At 73.8% G+C, this 19,969-nt stretch carries 21 protein-coding genes; 12 read left to right on the forward strand and 9 right to left on the reverse strand.

Annotated elements, in window-relative coordinates:
• Positions 1–8 precede the first annotated feature (8 nt).
• The 4 genes from AB0B39_RS26095 to AB0B39_RS26110 are packed head-to-tail and all read right to left on the reverse strand — an operon-like array spanning position 9 to position 4,457.
• Positions 9–716, reverse strand: a complete 708-nt coding sequence (locus AB0B39_RS26095; protein ID WP_357575686.1) for an SIS domain-containing protein — start codon at positions 714–716, stop codon at positions 9–11.
• Positions 713–1,930 carry a glycosyltransferase gene (locus AB0B39_RS26100; protein WP_357575655.1) on the reverse strand — a complete coding sequence of 406 codons (1,218 nt, stop codon included), beginning with the start codon at positions 1,928–1,930 and terminating at the stop codon, positions 713–715. Before AB0B39_RS26100 ends, AB0B39_RS26095 begins: the two co-directional genes overlap by 4 nt.
• Entirely contained in the window at positions 1,915–2,889 is a 975-nt protein-coding gene (locus AB0B39_RS26105) for a glycosyltransferase (RefSeq protein ID WP_357575656.1), read from the reverse strand. The genes AB0B39_RS26100 and AB0B39_RS26105 overlap by 16 nt, the downstream gene beginning before the upstream one ends.
• A complete protein-coding gene (locus AB0B39_RS26110; protein WP_357575687.1) occupies positions 2,886–4,457 on the reverse strand; it encodes an HAD-IIIA family hydrolase in 1,572 nt (523 codons plus the stop codon). The genes AB0B39_RS26105 and AB0B39_RS26110 overlap by 4 nt, the downstream gene beginning before the upstream one ends.
• A 258-nt stretch (positions 4,458–4,715) precedes the next feature.
• On the opposite strand from AB0B39_RS26110, the gene AB0B39_RS26115 reads away from it, so the two are divergent.
• From AB0B39_RS26115 to AB0B39_RS26125, 3 genes are all read left to right on the forward strand, one after another.
• On the forward strand, positions 4,716–5,162 hold the full coding sequence (locus AB0B39_RS26115; RefSeq protein WP_357497474.1) for an SRPBCC family protein: 447 nt from the start codon (positions 4,716–4,718) through the stop codon (positions 5,160–5,162).
• Entirely contained in the window at positions 5,159–6,160 is a 1,002-nt protein-coding gene (locus tag AB0B39_RS26120) for an SDR family oxidoreductase (protein WP_357497472.1), read from the forward strand. The genes AB0B39_RS26115 and AB0B39_RS26120 overlap by 4 nt, the downstream gene beginning before the upstream one ends.
• Positions 6,161–6,268: 108 nt before the next feature.
• On the forward strand, positions 6,269–7,036 hold the full coding sequence (locus AB0B39_RS26125) for a polyprenol monophosphomannose synthase (protein ID WP_234588366.1): 768 nt from the start codon (positions 6,269–6,271) through the stop codon (positions 7,034–7,036).
• A 50-nt stretch (positions 7,037–7,086) separates the two neighbouring features.
• On the opposite strand, the gene AB0B39_RS26130 is transcribed toward AB0B39_RS26125, so the two are convergent.
• Positions 7,087–8,697 carry an NAD(P)/FAD-dependent oxidoreductase gene (locus AB0B39_RS26130; protein ID WP_357575657.1) on the reverse strand — a complete coding sequence of 537 codons (1,611 nt, stop codon included), beginning with the start codon at positions 8,695–8,697 and terminating at the stop codon, positions 7,087–7,089.
• Between the two features lie 72 nt (positions 8,698–8,769).
• Here AB0B39_RS26130 and AB0B39_RS26135 point away from each other — a divergent pair, with 72 nt between their 5' ends.
• The gene (locus AB0B39_RS26135) at positions 8,770–10,203 is read left to right on the forward strand and encodes an aldehyde dehydrogenase family protein (protein ID WP_357575658.1); all 1,434 of its coding nucleotides are present in this window, start codon (positions 8,770–8,772) and stop codon (positions 10,201–10,203) included.
• A 55-nt stretch (positions 10,204–10,258) separates the two neighbouring features.
• Here the strand turns inward: AB0B39_RS26135 and AB0B39_RS26140 are convergent, their stop codons facing one another.
• Positions 10,259–10,660 carry a ChaB family protein gene (locus tag AB0B39_RS26140; protein ID WP_234588399.1) on the reverse strand — a complete coding sequence of 134 codons (402 nt, stop codon included), beginning with the start codon at positions 10,658–10,660 and terminating at the stop codon, positions 10,259–10,261.
• A gap of 167 nt (positions 10,661–10,827) precedes the next feature.
• Between AB0B39_RS26140 and AB0B39_RS26145 the strand changes: the two genes are divergently transcribed.
• The 4 genes from AB0B39_RS26145 to AB0B39_RS26160 all read left to right on the forward strand — a co-directional run bounded on the left by AB0B39_RS26145 (position 10,828) and on the right by AB0B39_RS26160 (position 13,201).
• Positions 10,828–11,814, forward strand: a complete 987-nt coding sequence (locus tag AB0B39_RS26145) for a YihY/virulence factor BrkB family protein (RefSeq protein ID WP_357575659.1) — start codon at positions 10,828–10,830, stop codon at positions 11,812–11,814.
• Positions 11,815–11,904: 90 nt separating this feature from the next.
• Positions 11,905–12,321 (forward strand): DUF2795 domain-containing protein, encoded by a 417-nt coding sequence (locus tag AB0B39_RS26150; RefSeq protein WP_234588369.1) that lies wholly within the window; start codon positions 11,905–11,907, stop codon positions 12,319–12,321.
• Between the two features lie 52 nt (positions 12,322–12,373).
• Positions 12,374–12,835 carry an SRPBCC family protein gene (locus tag AB0B39_RS26155; RefSeq protein WP_357119737.1) on the forward strand — a complete coding sequence of 154 codons (462 nt, stop codon included), beginning with the start codon at positions 12,374–12,376 and terminating at the stop codon, positions 12,833–12,835.
• A 108-nt stretch (positions 12,836–12,943) separates the two neighbouring features.
• Positions 12,944–13,201: a hypothetical protein gene (locus tag AB0B39_RS26160; protein WP_357497465.1), complete on the forward strand. Its 258-nt coding sequence runs from the start codon at positions 12,944–12,946 to the stop codon at positions 13,199–13,201.
• On the opposite strand, the gene AB0B39_RS26165 is transcribed toward AB0B39_RS26160, so the two are convergent.
• The gene (locus AB0B39_RS26165) at positions 13,156–14,526 is read right to left on the reverse strand and encodes an MFS transporter (RefSeq protein ID WP_357497463.1); all 1,371 of its coding nucleotides are present in this window, start codon (positions 14,524–14,526) and stop codon (positions 13,156–13,158) included. The genes AB0B39_RS26160 and AB0B39_RS26165 overlap by 46 nt on opposite strands.
• Positions 14,527–14,683: 157 nt before the next feature.
• On the opposite strand from AB0B39_RS26165, the gene AB0B39_RS26170 reads away from it, so the two are divergent.
• Positions 14,684–14,890 carry a hypothetical protein gene (locus tag AB0B39_RS26170; protein ID WP_234588372.1) on the forward strand — a complete coding sequence of 69 codons (207 nt, stop codon included), beginning with the start codon at positions 14,684–14,686 and terminating at the stop codon, positions 14,888–14,890.
• On the opposite strand, the gene AB0B39_RS26175 is transcribed toward AB0B39_RS26170, so the two are convergent.
• A complete protein-coding gene (locus tag AB0B39_RS26175) occupies positions 14,887–15,336 on the reverse strand; it encodes a hypothetical protein (RefSeq protein WP_234588373.1) in 450 nt (149 codons plus the stop codon). The genes AB0B39_RS26170 and AB0B39_RS26175 overlap by 4 nt on opposite strands.
• 193 nt (positions 15,337–15,529) lie before the next feature.
• Between AB0B39_RS26175 and AB0B39_RS26180 the strand changes: the two genes are divergently transcribed.
• Entirely contained in the window at positions 15,530–15,883 is a 354-nt protein-coding gene (locus tag AB0B39_RS26180; protein WP_234588374.1) for a DUF6401 family natural product biosynthesis protein, read from the forward strand.
• 83 nt (positions 15,884–15,966) lie between these two features.
• Here AB0B39_RS26180 and AB0B39_RS26185 read toward each other — a convergent pair whose 3' ends face one another.
• A complete protein-coding gene (locus AB0B39_RS26185; protein ID WP_357497460.1) occupies positions 15,967–16,830 on the reverse strand; it encodes a hypothetical protein in 864 nt (287 codons plus the stop codon).
• Positions 16,831–17,028: 198 nt separating this feature from the next.
• Here AB0B39_RS26185 and AB0B39_RS26190 point away from each other — a divergent pair, with 198 nt between their 5' ends.
• Both AB0B39_RS26190 and AB0B39_RS26195 read left to right on the forward strand, forming a co-directional pair.
• On the forward strand, positions 17,029–19,164 hold the full coding sequence (locus AB0B39_RS26190; RefSeq protein ID WP_357575660.1) for a SpoIIE family protein phosphatase: 2,136 nt from the start codon (positions 17,029–17,031) through the stop codon (positions 19,162–19,164).
• A 63-nt stretch (positions 19,165–19,227) separates the two neighbouring features.
• Positions 19,228–19,905 carry an HAD family hydrolase gene (locus AB0B39_RS26195; RefSeq protein ID WP_234588377.1) on the forward strand — a complete coding sequence of 226 codons (678 nt, stop codon included), beginning with the start codon at positions 19,228–19,230 and terminating at the stop codon, positions 19,903–19,905.
• Positions 19,906–19,969 lie beyond the last annotated feature (64 nt).

The raw sequence follows: 19,969 nt of genomic DNA on the forward strand, positions 1-19,969 counted from the left end.
CCTCATCCTCACGCGTCGACCTGCTGTCCGGCCCCGCCGTCGAGCACCACCTCGACCCCGGTCCGCACCGGCCCGGACGCGAGCCGACCGGCCGGCGCCGGCTCGGCGGGCACGCCCGCGGCGGCACCTGTCACGGCAAGCGCTGCGGGCAGTTCCTGTTCGAGGTACTCGCAGAGCAGATGGCTGGTCACGAGATGCAGCTCCTGGACGACCTGACTGTCGGCCGACGGCACCGCCAGCACCTCGTCGCAGGCGTCGGCGAGCGGGTTGGGGGCGGGCCCGGTGAGCGCCCAGGTGGTGAGGCCGGCGTCGCGCGCCGCGTGCACGGCGGCGAGCAGGTTGCCGCTGGTGCCGCTGGTGCTGAGCAGCAACAGCACGTCGCCGGGCCGGCCGTGGGCGCGGACCTGGCGGGCGTAGACATCGGCGTAGCCGTAGTCGTTGGCGATGGCGGTGACCGCGCTGGTCTCGGCGTGCAGGGCGATGGCCGACAGGGGCTGGCGGTCGTCGCGCAGCTTGCCCACCAGCTCCGCGGTGAGGTGCTGGGCCTCGGCGGCGCTGCCACCGTTGCCGGCGACGAGCAGCCGTCCGCCGCCGGCCAGCCGGTGCGCCAGGGCCGCGCCCCAGCGCGCCAGCTGCGGTTCACACCTGCGGTACGGCGCCAGTGCCGCGGCGAGGTTGGTCAGGTGCACGTCGAGCGGGCTGCCCGCCGGCATCAGGCCACCACCCGGCTCGGCCGCCGCACGGCGGCGACCTCGCCGTACACCTCGGCCAGGCGTTCCGCGGTGACCGCCCAGGAATAGCGCGACCGGACCCGCTCGCGCGCCGCCGTGGCGTACCGGAAGCGGCGGATCCGGTCGTCGAGCAGCCGCTGGATCGCGGCGGCGAGGGCGTTGGGGTCCCGGGCCGGTACGAGGTCGCCGGTCGTGCCGTCGACGACTGTGTCGCGGATGCCGCCCACGGCGGTGCCGACCACCGGTACGCCGCACGCCATCGCCTCCAGCGGGGTCAACCCGAACGGCTCGTACCAGGGCGCGGCGACCAGCAGGTCCGCCGAGCGGTACCAGCGGCCCATCTCCTCCCGGGGCACCGCGCCGACGAGGTGCACCCGGTCGGCGACCCCGCACGACTCGGCCAGGGCGCGCAGCCTGCGGGCGTACGGGTCGGTCTCCAGCAGCCCCTCGGGCGGGCCGCCGACCACCACACACTCGGCGTCGGGCACCAGCGCCATCGCACGGACCACCGTCTGGAAACCCTTGCGCTCGACCAGCCGGCCGACGGTCAGGATCCGGGCCCGGCCCGGCGCACGGTCGGCGACCGGCCCGAGCGGGGAGAACGAGGCGAGGTTCACCCCGGAGGGCACGACTGTCATCCGGGACCGGGGCACGCCCATCCGGACCAGCTCTCCGACCTCGTCGCGGCACTGGGCGACCACCCGGTCCACCGAGCGGCCCAGCTCCCGCTCGTAGGAGATGCGCCGGGCCGGGCTGGTGTCCTGAACGCCCTGGTAGCGGCGCTTGACCGTGCCCAGCGCGTGGTACGTCTGCACCACCGGCACCCCGGTCTGCCGACCGGCGTTCAACGCGGCCAGGCCACTCATCCAGAAGTGCGCGTGGATCACCTCGGGCGTCCAGTCCCCGCCGCGCCACCGCTCGACCAGCCAGCGGCTGAACTCCCGCATGTGCGGCAGCAGCGCGTCCTTCGCTACCGGCTCGGCCGGGCCGGCCGGCACGTGCACCACGTCGTACCCGTCCGGGGCGCGCACGGTCACCGGCAGGTCGAGGGCGTCGCGGCGGGTGTAGACCCGCACCTCGTGCCCGGCGGCGACAAGCGCGGCGGACAGCTCGGCGACGTGCGTGTTCTGGCCGCCGGCGTCCTCGCCTCCGAGGATGGCGAGCGGGCTGGCGTGCTCCGAGATCATCGCGATCCGCATACTTCCTCCTCCAGCAGCCGGTCCCAGTCAGCGAGGAAACGGTCGAGGCCGTACCTGTCCCGCGCGGCGGCCCGTGCCGCCACGCCGGCCTGACGTGCGGCCGCCGGCTCGGCGATGAACCGGCGGGCGGCGTCGAGCAGGGTGTCCATCCGGGTGGCGAGTGCTCCCGCCTCCGGTGGCACCGCGGTCACGGCCTCGGTGGTGGCGAGCGCGACGACAGGCATGCCGATCGCCATCGCCTCGATGAGGCTGAGCCCGAGGGAGGTCCAGCGGCACAGGTGCAGGTACGCGCGCCGACGGGCCAACTCGGCGTGCATCCGGTCCTGGGGCACGTCGTCGTGGCTGGTGAGCCGGTCGGCGGGCAGCCCGAGATGGTCGGCGAGTCCCGCGACGCCCATGCCGAACACGTCCAGCGGCGCGATCGCGGCGAACTCGGGCAGCAGGTCCGTGCCGGTGACCCGGCCCCGCCGCACCGGCTCGTTGATCACCACGGCGAGCCGGTCCAGTTCACCCGTGTACGACACGGCCGGCGCGACGATGCCGTGGTCGACCACCATGGTGCGGGTCGCGCCGGTGTCCCAGAAGATCTGGTTGAACCCGGTGACGTGGGCGACGAGCAGGTCGGCGCGGTCGGCCATCGGGTGGCGGGTGTTCGGCACGTCGCCCTTGGGGGTGTTGTGCTCGACGTAGATGGCGGGCACGTCGCGCCCGGGGCGTCGCCCGAGCCACTGCTCGGCCAGGTCGATCTCCTCCGGACGTTGCAGGATGACCAGGTCGACGTCGCTGCCGGGCAGGTCGTCGGGGGCGACCTCGACGGCGCTGTCCGGCCACGGGTAGGTGCGGGCCCGGCCGAGGCCGTACGGGCCACGGTCGGGTGTGGTGGGGATCAGGTAGCGGTGGCTGCCGTGCACGAAGGACGTGGTCCAGGAGCCGTGCACGTGCCAGAGCAGGATGTTCATCGGTTGCCACCACCGCTGGGCACGAGCGTGCGTACCGCCTCGACCACCTCGGCCGGGTCGACGCCGCTCAGGCACGGGTGCCCCGGGACCGGGCAGGTGGCCGCCCGGGTGTCCCGGCACGGCGCGCTCGCGTCGCCGAGCCGGACGGTGGGCACCCGGTACGGCCCCCACTGCCCGAACGGGACTGTCGGCGCGAACAGGCTCACGACCGGCACCCCGGCCGCGGCGGCCAGGTGCGCGGGTCCGGTGTTGCCGACCACCACGGCGGCGGCGTCCGCGACGAGCGCGGCCAGAGCGGCCAGGTCGGTCCGGCCGCCCAGGTCGGTGCCGCCGGCCGCCGCGACCCGGGCGGTGACCGTACGCTCGTCGGGCCCGCCGGTGACCAGCACCCGGTGCCCGGCGGCGGTCAGCGCGGCGGCGATCCGCGCCGCCAGCTCGGTCGGGCAGGCCCGGCTCGACGCGGCCGACCCGGGGTGCAGCACCACGTAACCGGGGTCACCGGCAGCGGCCGGGCGCGGCGCCACGGCGTCGGCCCGGAGCCGGAGCACTGGTTCGTCGCCGACCGGCAGCCGGTAGCCGGCCGCCGCGGCGAGGGAGAGCGCCCGCTCGGGTTCGGGGACGCCCACCGGCACCCGGTGGCGGATGTCCACCAGGGAGCCCGGGTAGTCGTCGCTGATCGCGGCGATCCGGGTGATCCCGGCCATCCGCAACAGCAACGCGAGCGGCAGGGCGGACTGGTGGAACGACGTGAACACCACCGCCTCGTCCGCGCCGACGGCGGCGAGACGGGCGGTCAGGTCCCGCATGGCGTCCGGGTCGACAGGTGCCGGCGCGGGGTCGATCCACGGCAGCGGGTGCTCGATGATCTCGTCGACGCCGGGCAGCAGCTCGGCGGCGGCGCGTCCCCGGGGGCCGCACAGCAGCACCACCCGCCGCGCGCCGGCCGCGACGGCGCGGATCGCCGGCCCGGTGACCAGCACGTCCCCGGCCGAGTCCGACCGCACCACCAACGCCGTGCCCACCCGTTCGCCGACCTCGGCGGGTTGCACGGCCCGCTGGCGGCGCAGGATCTCGTCGACCGCGCAGGGCAGGTCCGCGGCCACCCACCCGGCGGCGGCGATCTCCTCCGGTCGGGTCACCGGGGTCGGCACCAGCACCCCGGCCGCCCCGGCGGCCAGTGCGGCGCCCACGTCGCGGCCGATGTCGCCCACCAGGACACAGCGCGACGCGCTCGTGCCGAGCTCGCGGGCGGCGGCGTGCACCAGACCGGGCGCGGGCTTACGGCAGTCGCACCGGTCGGAGTCGTCGTGCGGGCAGACCAGCCAGGCGTCGAAGCCGCCCAGCAGCTCCTCCACGCGGGCGTGCACCGCCCGCATCTGCTCCTCGCTGAAGTAGCCCCGGGCCAGGCCCGACTGGTTGGTCACCACCGCCAGGCGCAACCCGGCGGCCCGCAGCCGGTCCAACGCGGCGCGCGCCCCGGGGACCGGACGGACCTTCTCCGGGTCACCGTTGTACGGCACATCCTCGATCAGGGTGCCGTCGCGGTCGAGCAGGACCGCGTCGTACAGGACTCCCCCGGTGGGTGCGACAGGCCCGCGACCAGCCCGGCCAACGCCGGCGTAAACCCGGGCTGACCTGCACTGATACGGATCCTCCTGGTCCTGTCGCACAGCCGGCGGGTTCCCGGCGCCCCGAGGAGTAAACGTCGTCGTCGGCGCCGTGGGCCAACGCCGCCGGCGGTGCCCCGGGTCGGCCTTACCCGCCACTTCCGAGAAGCTAACCCGCAGGTCCGTTAGCCTCCGCCGGGAGGCGGGTATGGGAGCCCAGTGGCGATAGTGGAGAAAGTGATCGACGCTGCCCCGCAGCAGGTGTTCGACGTGCTGGCCGACGGGTGGACGTACAGCGACTGGGTGGTCGGGACCGCGCACGTGCGCGACGTGGACGACGCCTGGCCGCGGGTGGGCAGCCAACTGCACCACCGGGCCGGGCCGTGGCCGTTCTCGTTGCAGGACGCCTCGACGGTGCTGGCCTGCGAGCCGCCGCACCGGCTGGTGCTGCGCGCCGGCCTGTGGCCGGCCGGCGAGGCGATCGTGGCGTTCACCCTGGAACCGGTCGACGGCGGCGCCACCCGCGTCCGCCTCGGCGAGGACTTCGCGGCCGGTCCGCTGCGCTGGGTGCGCAACAAGGCCAACGACCTGGTCCTGCACCTGCGTAACCGGGAGACGCTGGACCGGCTCTCGGACATCGCCACCCGACAGAAGGGCGCCCGGTGACGCAGACGGTGGTGGTGACCGGCGCGAGCGCCGGCGTGGGCCGCGCGGTGGCCTGCGCGTACGCGGCCCGGGGCGCCCGGCTGGCGCTGCTGGCCCGGGGCGCGGCCGGGCTGGCCGCCGCCGAGCGGGAGTGCCGTTCGCTGGGCGCCGCCGACGTACGGGTGTACCAGGTGGACGTCGCTGACGCGGGCGCCGTGCAGCAGGCCGCCGACGACGTGGTGCACCACTGGGACGCCATCGACGTGTGGATCAACAACGCCATGGTGTCGGTGTTCGCGCCGGCCTGGGAGATCCCGGCCCGCGAGTTCCGCCGGGTCACCGAGGTGACGTACCTGGGCACGGTGCACGGCACCCTGGCGGCGCTGCGGCACATGCGCGCCCGTGGTCGGGGCGCGATCGTGCAGGTGGGCTCCGCGCTGGCCTACCGGGGGATTCCGCTGCAGTCGGCGTACTGCGCGAGCAAGCACGCCGTGCAGGGGTTCAACGACTCGCTGCGGGCCGAGCTGCTGCACGACTGCCCGGGCGTGAAGCTGTCGATGGTGCAACTGCCCGCCGTGAACACGCCGCAGTTCTCCTGGGTGCGTACCCGGCTGCCCCGGCACCCACAGCCGGTGCCGCCGATCTTCGCGCCCGAGGTGGCGGCGCGGGCCATCGTCTGGGCCGCCGACCGGGGCACCCGGGAGTTGAACGTGGGCGGCCCGACGTGGCAGGCCCGCCTCGGCGACATCCTGATCCCCGGCCTGCTGGACCGCAAGCTGGCCCGCGACGGGTACGACAGCCAGCAGACCGGCGACGAGATCGACCCGGCGACCTGGCGGGACAACCTGGACCACCCCGGCGACGACGACCGGGACCGGGGCGCGGCGGGCATCTTCGGCGAGCAGGCTCGGCGGCGCTCGGCGGCGCTCTGGGTGGGCACCCACAAACCGGCGTTGTCCGGCCTCGCCCTCGCCGGCGTCGCGATGGCCCTCACGGCGATGGCCCGTCGCCTGCGCTGAGCGGGCCGCCACCTGCGGCCGCCCGATCGACGGGGAGCCTTTTCAATCCGGGTCGGGCAACTGGCTACCCTCTGAGGTAGCCCAGTCCGCAAACCGAGGATGTCCGACATGATCGAGCCCGTCCAACTGCCGTCGCCGTGGCGAGACGCACAGCTGACCGTCGTCGTGCCCACCTACAACGAGGCGGGCAACCTCCCGGCGCTGGTCGAGCGGCTGCTCGCGCTGCCGCTGCCGGGCCTGCGCATCCTCGTCGCCGACGACAACTCCCCCGACGGCACCGGAGAGGTGGCCGACAAGCTGGCCATCGAGTATCCGGAGCGGATCGAGGTGATGCACCGGGCCGGCAAGGAGGGCCTGGGTCGGGCGTACGTGGACGGGATGAGCCGGGCTCTCGAGGGCGGCGCCGAGTTCGTGGCACAGATGGACGCCGACCTGTCGCACCCGCCGGAGGCGCTGCCGGGGATGCTGGGCGCGCTGCTCTCCACCCAGGCCGGCGTGGTGATCGGCTCCCGGTACGTGCCCGGTGGCGAGCTGGATGAGAACTGGCCGCTGTACCGGCGCGCGCTCAGCGGATGGGCGAACCTCTACGTGCACACGCTGCTGCGGGTGCGCATCCGTGACCTGACCGCCGGCTTCAAGATCTGGCAGGCCGACGCGCTGAAGGACATCGGTCTGCACCGCGTGCAGTCCAACGGCTACAGCTTCCAGGTCGAGATGCACTACCTGGCGACCAAGCTGGGCCACACGATCCTGGAGGTGCCGATCCGCTTCGAGGAGCGGCGCGACGGCGTCTCCAAGATGACCACTGCGACCAAGGTCGAGAGCGCCCTGATGCCGTTCCGCCTCCGCAGCAAGCACCGCAACATCACCAACTGACGCACCTCGTCGACCGGGAGGTCCGCGTCGCGGACCTCCTGGTCGACGGATCAGGTCGGGGGGTAGACGGCTCGGTGCGCGGTGGCGATCGCCGCCGCGTAGGCGGTGCCGGTCAGCGCGCGGTCGCGGGCCAGGGCCGCGCGGGCCGCGTTCGCGCCCGGTGCGCCGTGCACCCCGCCGCCCGGGTGCGCCGACGAGCTGGCCAGAAAGAGCCGGTCGACCGGGGTGTCCGCCCTTCCCAGGCCGGGGATCGGGCGTAGGAACAGCTGCTGGTACGCGGCGGCGGTGCCCCCGCCGAGCGCGCCCCCGACCAGGCTCGGGTCGCCCTTTTCCAGCTCGGCGGGCCCGGCCACGTGCCGTCCCACGATGAGCTGCCGGAAGCCCGGGGCCGCCGCCTCCAGCACGTCCTCCATGCGCTGCACGTGCCCGGCGATCTCCTCGGCCCGCCAGTCCTGCCGGAACGGCAGGTGGGTGTACGACCAGAGCGACTCGGTGCCCGGCGGCGAGTGGCTCGGGTCGGCCACGGACATCTGCCCGACCAGCAGGAACGGGTCGCGGGGCAGTTCACCGCGGGCGAGTTCGCCGGCATAGCGGGTCAGTCCGTTCAGGTCCGCGCCGAGGTGCACGGTGCCGGCGCCGGCGACCTCCCGGTTGGTCCACGGCACCGGGGCGGAGAGCGCCCAGTCCACCTTGAGCGTCGAGCCGTCCCACCGGAAGTGCGCCAGGTCCTCGACCAGCCGCGACGGCAGCGCCGCCGGCCCGACGAGGTCGAGGTAGAGGGCCGGGGCCGGCACGTCGGCGAGGACGGCCCGGCGGGCCCGCCACAGCGCGCCACCGGAGGTGCGCACGCCCATCGCCCGGCCGCGCGCGGTGAGCACCCGGTCGACCCGCGCGCCGTAGAGGATGCGGCCACCGCGCTCGGACAGGCGGGCCACCAGCGCGTTGGTGATCTGCCGCGCGCCGCCGTCGGGCACCGGCCAGCCGACCTGCTGGCCGAGCATGGCCAGCAGCCAGCCGTACACGCCGGAGCCGGCCTCTTCCGGGGACAGGTCGGTGTGCAGGGCGCAGCCGGCGAGCAGCGCCGGCCCGCCCGGACCGTCGAACAGCTCGTCGCCGAGCTTGCGCACGGGCACCACGAGTCGGCGGGCCAGTCGCAGGGCGCCCGCGACCCGTAGCCGGCGCAGCAGGCCCAGGCCACCGCGCACCGGCGGGAACGGCGTGGTGATGGTGGTCAGCATCGGCTCGGCCACGTCGAGCCAGTCGGTGTACGCGTTCAGCCAGCGCTTGCCGTCGCCGGGGGCGAACTGCTCCAGCGAGGCGGCCGTGACGTCGGGATCCCGGTTGATCACCGCCGCTCGGCCGTCGGGCAGCAGGTGCGCCAGCACGTCCGGGGCGTGCCGCCAGGACAGCCCGTACCGGCCCAGGTCGAGGCCGTTGAGCACCGGCGAGGCGTACCCCAGGGGGTAGAACGAGCTGTAGAGGTCGCTCAGGTAGCCCGGGGCGGTCACTTCGGCGGACTGGACCGCGCCGCCCGGTACGGCGGTCGCCTCCAGCACCACCACGTCCCACCCGGCGTCGGCCAGCAGGTTCGCCGCGACCAGGCCGTTGTGCCCGGCTCCGACGACGACGGCGTCCGCGCTCTGCGCGCCGGTGGTAGTCACCCGATCCGCCTACCCGGCGCGCAACCGGGCGAAACGCGTTTGTCTCGCCGGGGCCGGGGCATCCAGCGCCGCATGTACACGGTTGCGCAGCTGGTGGGCGGGGTGTGGGGCGCGGGCGGGGCCGGCGGCGAGTTGGTCGTCCACGATCCGGCGGACGGCGAACCGGTCAGCTCCGTGCCGGTGGCCACCGCCGACGAGGTCGGCAAGGCGGCCCAGGCGGCGCGGGAGGCGGCGGCGTCGTGGGCGGCTACCGCGCCGGCGGAGCGGGCGGCGGCGCTGCACCGGGCGGCGGACGCGGTCGCGGCCGCCACCGACGAGCTGGCGGCGGCGGTCACCGCGGAGATGGGCAAGCCCCTCGCGGACGCCCGCGGCGGCGTCGAGGCGGGCATCGGCACCCTGCGACAGTACGCGGAGCTGGCCCCGCTGCGCGGCGGGCGGACGTTGAACGGCGCGGCGGACGCGGTGGATTTCATGACGCCCCAGCCGCGGGGCGTGGTCGCCGCGATCACCCCCTGGAACGACCCGGTGGCGGTCTCCTGCGGACTGCTCGGCGCGGCAGTGGTCACCGGCAACGTGGTGCTCTACAAACCCAGCGAGCGGACGCCGGCCACCGGCTGGCTGCTGGCGCGGGCCCTGGACGAGGCGCTGCCCGCCGGGGTGCTGTCGCTGCTCACCGGTGGTCCGGAGGTCGGCGCGGCACTGGCCGCACAGGACGTGGACGTGGTCGCGCACGTCGGTTCCACAGCCACCGGGCGTCAGATCGCCGCCGCCGCGGCCCGCACGGGCGCGAAGGTGCTGCTGGAGAACGGCGGCAGCGACCCGTTGGTCGTCGACGCGGGTGTCGACCCCGAATGGGCTGCGGAGCAGGCCGCGCTCGGAGCGTTCGCGAACGCCGGGCAGATCTGCGTCGCGGTGGAACGGATCTACGTGCACCGGGAGGTGGCCGACGACTTCGTGGCGGCGCTGGTGCGGCGGGCCGGCGCGCTGCGGGTCGGGCCGGGTCGGGACCCGGACACCGAGCTGGGCCCGCTCGTCGACCGGCGGCACCGCGACCACGTGCACGGGCAGGTGAGCGCGGCGGTGGCGGCCGGCGCGCGGGCGCGTACCGGCGGGGAGGTGCCGGACGGGCCCGGGGCGTACTACCCGGCGACGGTCGTGACCGACTGCCGGCACGACATGGTGCTGGTGCGGGAGGAGACGTTCGGGCCGGTCGCCCCGGTGGTGGTGGTCGACTCCTTCGACGAGGCGCTGACCTGCGCCGCGGACTCGGAGTACGGGTTGGCCGCGACGGTGCTGACCGCGTCGATGAGCCATGCGCAGCGGGCCTGGCGGGAGCTGCCGGTGGGCACCGTGAAGATCAATTCGGTGTTCGGCGGGGCGCCCGGCGGTGCCGCGCATCCCCGTCGGGCCAGCGGGCAGGGCTTCGGGTACGGCCCGGAACTGCTGGACGAGTTCAGCGCCACGAAGGCGGTGCACATCGAGGCGCCCGGCGGCGGGCACTGGTGAACGGTACGGGCGGACGCAGGGGTGGCGCGTCCGCCCGTACCGTGCTGTGTGTGGGTCAGTCGCCGCGAGCCTTGCGGGTGGCCCGGTCGTTGGCCTTCTCGATGGCCGTGACCAGCTCCGGCTTGGTCATGCTCGACCGGCCGGGTACGTCCAGCTTGCGGGCCACCGACATGAGGTGGTCCTTGCTGGCGTTGGCGTCCACCCCACCGGCGGTGGGTGCGCGCCGCTCCGGGCCGCCGCCGGCGGCCTGGCGGTCGCTCGGGCCCTTGCGGCCCTTCGGCTCCCAGTGGTCGCCCACCTTCTCGAACTGGTGCTTCACCGCGGCGAAGGCGGTGCGGTGCGACCGCTCGCCCTCGCCGTAGGTCTCCACCGCCGAGTCGTGTGTCTTCTCCCAGGTGCGCTGCGCCTTGTCCGGGGAGCGTCGCAGCGTGCTGGGCATGTCCTCGCGCCCGGGCATCTCGTCCTCCTGGATCCTCGACAGGGTCATCGATGACCGTTCCCCGCGGGCGGCACGGCAAACACGGCGATGTCGGCACGGGTTTGTCGATTTCCCACTCCGGGTATCGGCCCGCCAGGCCCGACCGGACGACCGGTCATCCGGTGGCCGGGGCGCAGGGAGCGGGCATGACGACCACGGAGCCCGGTACGACGCGCGACGGCGCGGACGACACGCGTGTTCCGCGCCGGGTGCGGCAGCTGAGCTGGCGGACGTGGCGTGGAGTGCTGGTGCGCAGCGTGCGGAACTTCGTCACCGACAACTGCTCGGACTGGGCCGCCGCACTGACCTACTACGGCGTCCTGGCGCTCTTTCCGTCCGCCATCGTGGTGGTGGCCCTGGTCGGTCTGGTCTCCACCGGCGAGCGGACCGTCGACACGGTCGTCGACCTCGCCAAGCAGGTGGGCGCCGGCGCGGTGCTGACCGACGACGAGAACGGCGTGATCGGGGTGATCCGGGCCGTGGTGCTCCAGCAGAGCAACCCCAAGCTGCTGCTGAGCTTCGGTCTGCTCGGCGCGCTGTGGTCCGCGTCGGGCTTCATCGGGGCGTTCACCCGGGCCTCCAACGCGATCTACGGGGTGACCGAGGGCCGGCCGGTCTGGAAGCTGCGGCCGTTGCAGATCGGCCTGGCCGCGATCACCCTGGTGCTGCTCGCGGTGGTCGCCCTCGGGTTGATCGTCAGCGGGCCGGTCACCGACGCGGTCGGCGACCTGATCAACGCCGGTGGCCTCGCCCGCACGTTATGGAGCGTGGCGAAGTGGCCGGTGCTCGCCATGATCATGATGGCGTTGCTGTCGCTGCTGTTCTGGATCGCCCCGAACGTCCGCCAGCCCCGGTTCCGCTGGCTCACCCCCGGCGGCGCGGTGGCCCTGGTCTCCTGGGCGGCGGTCTCCTTCGGCTTCGGCTTCTACGTGGCGACCTTCGCCTCGTACAAGTCGACCTACGGCAGCCTGGGCGCGGCCATCGCATTCCTGGTCTGGCTCTACCTGTCCAACTCCGCCCTCATGCTCGGGGTGCAGATCAACGCCGAGGTGCAGCGCGGCCGGCAGTTGCAGGCGGGCGAGAAGGACCCGGAGGATCCCGTGCTGCCACCACGAAAGGCCGCCGACTCCTAAGGTCTGTTGTCCGCCCGGATGTCCGGCCCGGGAGCCGGTTCGTGACACGGTGCCGGTTTACCGGGCGGGGTGCCGGGTAGCGCAGAAGGCATGGAGCGTGGCAACAGCAAGCACGGACCGAGGATCGACGACCAGATGAGCCAGGAGGTCAGCGGCCTCGTGCAGGGGCCGGGGACCGGTGGCTCCCGGGTCGAGGAATCCCGGGTGCCGGAACCGGCCGGCGAGGACCAGCCGGAAACCACCACGGCCCCGGCGGGCGACCTGCGCACCGGCACGCCGCAGGGGATGAGTTCCACCGACGTCGAGCAGCGCAGCCGGCTCGGCCGGTTCATCTCCATGAGCGCGCTGCCCGGCGACCGACTGGTGCTCATCGCCAGCGCCCGGGAGAACGAGGCGCCCGACGACATCGTGGCGGCGCTGGAGCGGCTGCCCGAGGGCACCGAATACCAGACGGTCTCCGAGGTGTGGGCCGCGCTCGGCCACAAGAACGAGACAACGCGCTGGTGAGCAGGATCGTCCCCCGATCCGGCCATCACCAGCGACCAGAGGAGGGTTCCTGATGAGTGGCGTTACCGAACACGTCGAGGTTTCCGTACCCGTTCGCACCGCGTACGACCAGTGGACGCAGTTCGAGGAGTTCCCCCAGTTCATGGAGGGCGTGCAGGAGGTGCGGCAGCTCTCCGAGACGATGACCCACTGGACCGTCGACATCGCCGGCGTGAAGCGCGAGTTCGACGCCGAGATCACCGAGCAGCTGCCCGACGAGCGGGTCGCCTGGCGCTCCACCGGCGGCACCCAGCAGGCCGGCGTGGTGACCTTCCACCGCCTGGACGAGAGCAAGACCCGGGTCACCCTCCAGCTCGAGTTCGAGCCGCACGGGGTGGTCGAGCAGGCCGGCGACAAGCTCGGCATCGTCGACCGTCGGGCCAAGGGCGATCTGGAGCGCTTCAAGACGTTCATCGAGCGGCGCGGTCAGGAGACCGGCGCCTGGCGTGGCTCGGTGGACCGCCCCCAGCCGTGATCCCGCGTACCGACCGAGGATGGCCGCCGGAGTTCCCGGCGGCCATCGCCGTCTCTCGGGCCGGCCGGTACCCGTTTGCGATCATCGCGCCCGGGTACGGCTGAGGTCATGACGGACGACAGGGTGTGGCGCGACGAGGAACGGCTTCCGCTGGAGGAGTTGGAGCGCGCCGTGGCGGGCTCCAGCATCGACGGGCAGGCCGACGACGTGACCGGCAACGACGCCGGTGAGGAGGCCGCCTTCGGGCACGGGCCCGCGGCGGCCGACCGGGGCGGACAGGCCGAGGGCGCGGGGCGGGAGCCGACCGACCCGGAGCGCGCCTACCGCCCGTCGACGACCGGCCGGACCGGACCGGACAACGGATAGTCCGCGTCATCGGGCCGAGCGGTCCGGGACCGGGACGGCGTCCCGGACGCGACCGACCCGGCCACTGAAGGCCCGGACGCGTCAAGACCGGGCCCGGACGCGTCGGAGCCGGGCCCGGCCTGCTCCGGTCCACTTCCGGCGGCGGGCCGGCGGGTGCCCAGCTCGTGGAGCACGATCAGCGCCAGCGCGAGCCCCAGCAGGGCCGAGCCGAGCACCTGCACGGACACGGTGCTGATCAGCACGCCGAGGCCCGTCGGGACGAGCGCCGCGCCCAGACCGGCGGCACCGATCTGCAACCCGATGGCCCGGTCCGCGTGCGCAGCGCCGACCCGGTCGGCGGTGGTGAGGGTGAGCAGCGGAAACACCGGCGCGGCGGCGAACCCGAGTACGACCAGGCCGAGCACTGCCAGCGCTGCCGACCCGGGCACCGCGATCAGTCCCGCACCGACGGCCATGCCGGCGAGGCTGGCCCGCAACACCAACCGGGGCCCGAGCCGTTCGGCCACCACGCCCTGCACCACCCGACCGACGAAGAGACTGCCCCAGTACGCGGAGACGCAGCCGCCCGCCACGGCGGCGCTCAGGCCGCGCCCCTGGGTGAGCAGCAGGAACGCCCAGAGTCCGGCGGACACCTCGATGGCCACGTACAGCGCGAACGCCAGCGTTCCCGACCAGACCGCCGGCAGCCGCAGTGTGGTCAGGATCGGCACCCGGACCGCCGGCGCGGCGTCGGTGGTCCCCACGCCCGGCTCGGGAGCGCGGCGCCGCCACGCGCGGACGGTGAGCGCGAACGCGGTGGCGAGGACGAGTTGGGCGCCGGCCACGATGCCGTACCCCCACCGCCAGGCCAGCCCGGCGCTGAGCGCCGCCGTCATGATCAGTGGACCGATCGCCACCCCGAGGCCGAAGAAGGCGTGCATCCAGTTCATGTGTCGCGGGCCGAAGGCCCCGGCGGCGTACGCGTTGAGCCCGGAGTCGATCGCACCGGAGCCCAGCCCGAGCACCAGCGCGCAACCCACGAGCACGGCCAGCCCGGGGCTCACGGCGTAGCCGGTGAGCGCCAGGCTGGCCAGCAGGGTGCTGCCGGCGAGCAGCGCGCCCACCCCGAGGCGGGCCAGCGTGAACCCGGCCAGCACGCTGGAGGTGAGATAACCGACCGTGCCGGCGGTGAGCAGCAGTCCGACCGCCTCGGTGGGTACGCCGAAGTCCGCGCGGATCGACGGCCAGCCCACGCCGAGCAGGCCGTCGGGCAGGCCGAGGCTGACGAACGCGAGATAGGCCAGCAGGAGCAGCGTGGCGCGGGGCGGCGCGGGCGAGGTGGACACGGGACACCATCCTGCCGCAGCGCACCTTACCGGCGGCGGGAGCCGCCCGTCCGTCGCGACAAGAACTCGTGTCCGGACGGTCGAGAAAGCGGACAGCTCAGTCAGAATCGACCGATCGGAGGACGGCAAACGGGTCAGTTCGCGTAAGAATTTCGGGATGCATCAAGGCTCCGGAATCCTCTCCACGCGTCAGCGCCGCCTCGCCTGGCTCGGCTTCCTGCTCGCCGCGCTGCAGGCGCCCGTGTCGGCCTGGCTCGTCTCGGACGAGTCCTGGCTGTTCAGCCTCTGCGTCGCGCTCATGGTGGCGACCGTGATCATCGCCGACGACGCCGCTCGCCGTCGGCCGGCCAACGCGACCGACTAGCCCTCGCCGGCCGGCCGGGCCTCGTGTCCCGGTCGACCCCGGGTGCGGCGGCGTTCCTTCATCTCCGCCTCGTACAGATGACGCCGCCCGCCCACCAACTCGTCACGGGCCTGCCGGTCCAGCTCGCGGAACAGCGCGTGGTAGCCGTCGTCGAAGTCCTCGACGATCTGGAACGTCCACCGGCCGGCGATCACGTTGCGGCCGAGCAGTTCAGCGTCGATCCGTTCGGCGATGTGGGGATGTCCGGCGGCGCGGAACTGCTCCACCGCGTCGTCGAGCATCAGGTCGGCGTGCCCGATCAGCTGGTGCAGCGAGTACAGGTGGCCACGGGCCCGTTCCACGCACTCCAGCGCCTCGCTGAGCTTGCCCAGCGCCGCAACCGTCTCGTCGCTCACCCCTGCCGGCCGCCGGTGCCGCTCGTCCGGCCCGTCCGTCGGGTTCCCCATTGGTGCCTCCACGCTGTCCGCCACCTGACCCGGCGCCGCCCGCGCTCTGTGCCGCGCTGCGCCGTCCCTCTCCTGCTGCCCCGTCTGTGCCGGATCGACCCCCGCGGCCAGCACCGACTCGTCCGGTGGCACAGCCGACACCCGCCGAGCGGCCGAGGCCGACCCGGTGACCGGTCGGTTAGCCTCGGTCACCATGCGTGTGTCGTTCAACCGGGTCGCCTCCCGGACCGCCGTCGATTCGGCGCGGTCCTCCCTGGCCGCCCTCACCGTCTCCGTGGGCACCGCCGGTCTCGCCGCCGCCGCCGCGCGTCCCGGACTGCTGGCGCTTGTCGACCAGCACGCCGCCGCCGTGCGGGACAGCCTGGACGGCGACCGGCGGCCGTTGACCGCCGCGACGCTCGCCGGCTATGCCGAGGGGGTACGCGAGGCCGCCCTGGAGCACGGGTGGACGCCGCCGCGGGGTCCGGTGGACTGGAGCGAGCCGGAGTGGCCGCTCACCCGGCTCGTCGCCGTCTGCGCGCTGGCCCGTTCGCTCGACCGTTCCTGACCGGCCCCGGTCACCCGTACGACACCGGGACGCGGGAAGGACGCCCGCGTGACGCGGACGCCCTCCCCCTCACGATCGCCCCGCTACGGGCGGTACTGCTGGGTCTCGTCGGCCGCACCGGACTGGTACGTGCCGCGCCCACCGGACATCGTCGACTGCTCGTCGACCCGGGGCATGGCCTGGGTCCGGTCGCCGCCACGGTCGGCCATCTGCCGCTCCATGTCGCCGCGCCCGGCCGTGTTGGCCCGCCGGTGCTCCTGCACCGCCCGGGCTTCCTGGGCGGCCCGGTCGAGCCAGCCGTCCCAGCGGTTCTGCATCGGCTTCACCAGACCACCGCCGACGCCGACGATCAGGATGCCGGCGACAGTGGCGAGCACCGCGATCAGCACCGGAGTGGTGACCGTGGTGGCGATACCCACCTGGTTCAGCGCGGCGATCACGCCGAGCGCGATGATGAAGATCGCCGTCAGGTCGGCCAGAACCTTGCCGTACGAGAGCCCGCCCAGCGCCCCGGTGACCAGATCACGGGCGGCGTTGGCGATCGCGGCCGCGATCACGACGATGACGATCGCGATGAACGCGCGCGGCAGCCAGGCCACCACACCGCTGATCAGGTCACTGATCGCGTTGGGTCCCCAGACTCCGAAGGCGAACTGCAGGGTGAACAGCAGGACGGCGTAGTACGCCAACCTGGCCAGGATGTCGCTGGCGTCGTACTTCGTTCTCTCCAGTGCCCGTTTGATGCCTCCGCGTTCGACGGCCTCGTCGAAGCGCACCCGTTCCAGCACCGCATCCACGATCTTGAGGACCGCTCTGGCGATGAGCCAGCCGACCACGAGGATGACGATGAAGGCCACTGCCTTCGGGATGAAGAGCAGCACCGACCTCCAGGTGTCGGCGATGGCATCGCCGATGTCGGCCTGCCGAACCGCGAGGGTTTTCAGCATGATGTCCCTCCTGTCGCATGGACTGCGCCGGGCGCATACCCGGCCACCGGTGCGGCAGTCCGCGCAGCTCGCTGCCATTTTTCCGACAAGTCGCCAGACAGGGGCCCTGACCTGCCCTAACAGTCACTCCGCCAGGGTCGGCCGCGACCCGCGCACATGATCGGATGCGGCTGACCGACGGCCGGCTAGGCTGCGAACATGCCAGGAACGGTCGGGCGAGTCCCCACGCCAGCAATTCCGGTCCCCGGCGCATCCACCGGGCCCGGTGCGGCCGCCGTGCTCGCCCATGACTGGTCCGCCACCGCCCTCGGCCCGCGCGAGAGCTGGGATCCGGCGGTCCGGGCCGTGGTCGAGCTGGTCCTCGCCTCGCCGATGCCGATGGCACTGGCGTACGGCGACGACCTCGTCCTGCTCTACAACGACGGCTACGCCGAGTTGTTGGGGAGCAAACACCCCGCCGCCCTCGGTCGACCGGCCGCCGAGGTGTACGCGGAGGTCTGGACGCTGCCCGGCTTCGGTGACGTGATCGAGCGCGCCTACCGGCAGGGTGTGCCCTTTCTGGAGAAGGAGTCCACGCTCCCCCTGATCCGGGACACCTCCGGGGTGGTCGAGCAGGTGGTCTTCACCAGAGGTCACTCGGCCGTACGCGACAGCGCCGGGCAGATCGTGGGAACCCTGACGGTGGCCGCCGAAACCACCCACGCGACCGAGCAGTTGCAGAGTCTCAGCGAGGTCGCCGCCGCGCTCGCCGGCACCCTCACCCTCGACGACGTGGCCCGGGTCGCGCTGCGCCACACCATCACCACGTTCGACGCCGACCGGGTCGCCTTCGTGGTGGACGAGGGTGGCGGTGGCTGGCGGATGGTGCGCCGGGTCCGCGGTGAGCTGATGGACGAGGCCGACGAGCGTCTGCCGCCGCTGTGGCGGCGGACGCCTGCGGACTGGCTGGGCCCGGTCGCAACCGCGGCCCGCTCGGGCGAGTCGTCGTTCACGCACGACGGGCAGCCGCTGCGTGACACCGCGGTGGACCGCCACGATCAGAAGATCCGCTCGATGGCCGTGCTGCCGCTGGGCACGTCGGTGATCCGGGGTGGGTTGACGGTCGGCTACCAGGTGCCGCACTCGTGGTCGGCGGCCGAGAGGGCGCTGCTGGCGGCCTCGGCGGAGCTGATCGGGCAGGCGGCGGAGCGGGCCCGGCGGTTCGAGACCCAGCACGGCACCGCCCAGTTGCTGCAGCGCAGCATGCTGCCGGAGCACCTTCCCGACCTGCCCCGGCTGCGGATCGCGGCCCGCTACGACCCGGGGGTGGACGGCAACGCGGCCGGCGGTGATTTCTACGACGCGTTCCTGCTGCCCACCGGCGCGCTCGGTGTGGTGCTGGGCGACGTCGCCGGGCACGACGTGCAGGCCGCGGCGCGGATGGGTCAGGTGCGGGCGGCGTTGCGGGCGTTAGCCCTGGCCGATCCCGCGCCGGACGCGGTGCTGGCCGGGCTGGACCGGCTGGTGACCAGCCTCGGTGTGGAGGCCGGCACCCATGAGCTGTTCGTGACTGTGGCGTTCGGGGTCATCGACGCCGAGCGCCGGGAGCTGACCCTGGCCAGCGCCGGTCATCCCGCTCCGCTGATCCGCCGCTGCGACCCGGACGGCCGGTCGCACGCCGAGTACGTGGACCTGCCGGCCGGTCCCCCGCTGGGGTTGGGTGGGCGCCCGGGCACCGTCACCGTCGCGTTCCCTCCCGGCGACACCCTGCTGTTGTTCAGCGACGGCGTGGTGGAGCGCCGCCGGCAGAGCCTCACGGCCGGGCTGGACACCCTCGGCGACGCCGTGGCCAAGGCCGGCACCAGTGACCCTCGCGCCCTCTGCGCGGTGGCCACCGCCGCCGTGTCCGGCGGCACGGAGGACGACGTGGCCGTGCTGGCGGTCGAGCACGCGCTCAAGCCGAGCCGGTCGGCGGCGATGGAGGTGCCGGCCGAGCCGACCGCGCCCAGCCGGGTCCGGCACTGGATGACCGGCCAGCTCACCGAGTGGCAGGTGCCCGAGTCGGTGATCGGCGCGGCGGTGCTGTGCACCAGCGAACTGACCACCAACGCGCTGCTGCACGCCGGCACGGCCGCCCGCGTGGAGATCGACCTCAGTCCGGAGCGGCTGTTGGTCTCGGTCGCCGATTCCGGCACCCGCGGCACCGTGACCCGGGCCCGCACCGACACGTTGAGCAGTCGCGGTCGCGGGTTGGGCCTGATCGAGGAGCTGAGTGACGCCTGGGGCACCGACCCGTCGGTGCGCGGGTCCACTGTCTGGTTCGAGATCCTCGTCCCGCCGGCCGAGCCGCGCTGAGTCCGGCCGGCGTCGGCGCTCCCGGACGAATCAGCCGACCGCCGAACGGGTAGGAGTGCGCCCATGGCCACCGAACAACCCCACGGGGTGCTCTTCGACATCGACGGGACGCTCGTCGACACCACCTACCTGCACACCGTGAGCTGGTGGGAGGCGCTGCGCCAGGCCGACCACCCGGTCCCGATGGCGACCGTGCACCGCTCGATCGGCATGGGCTCGGACAAGCTGCTGGACCACCTGCTCGGCCCCGAACGCGACCGCGACGACGACCCCAAGCTGCGCGAGGCGCACAACACCCTGTACACCGAGTACTGGGAGCGGCTGACGCCGCTGCCCGGTGCGGCGGACCTGCTGCGGGCGTGCGCCGAGCGGGGGCTGCGGGTGGTGCTCGCCACCTCCGCCGCGGAGCACGAGGTGGGTGCGCTGCGTCGGGCCCTGAACGCCGACGACGTGGTGGACACCGTCACCTCCTCGGCGGACGCGCAGGAGAGCAAGCCGGCACCGGACATTCTCGAGGCGGCGCTGGAGCAGTCCGGGCTGACCGCCGAGCGCGTCGTCTTCGTCGGCGACTCGGTCTGGGACGTCGCCGCGGCCGGCAAGCTCAACATTCCCTGCGTCGGGTTGACCTGCGGCGGCACCAGCCGTGGGGAACTCGCCGGCGCCGGCGCGGTGGCGGTGTACGACGACCCGGCCGCGCTGTTGGCCGAGCTGGCGGATTCCCCGCTCACCCGGCCGAGGTGAGACTCACTCCGGTTCACCGCTGCGCACGCGCATAGCCGCACATCGTGCGGGGCATGGTCTGTGG

It is taken from the genome of Micromonospora sp. NPDC049114 (assembly GCF_040648635.1).
GTDB lineage: Bacteria > Actinomycetota > Actinomycetes > Mycobacteriales > Micromonosporaceae > Micromonospora.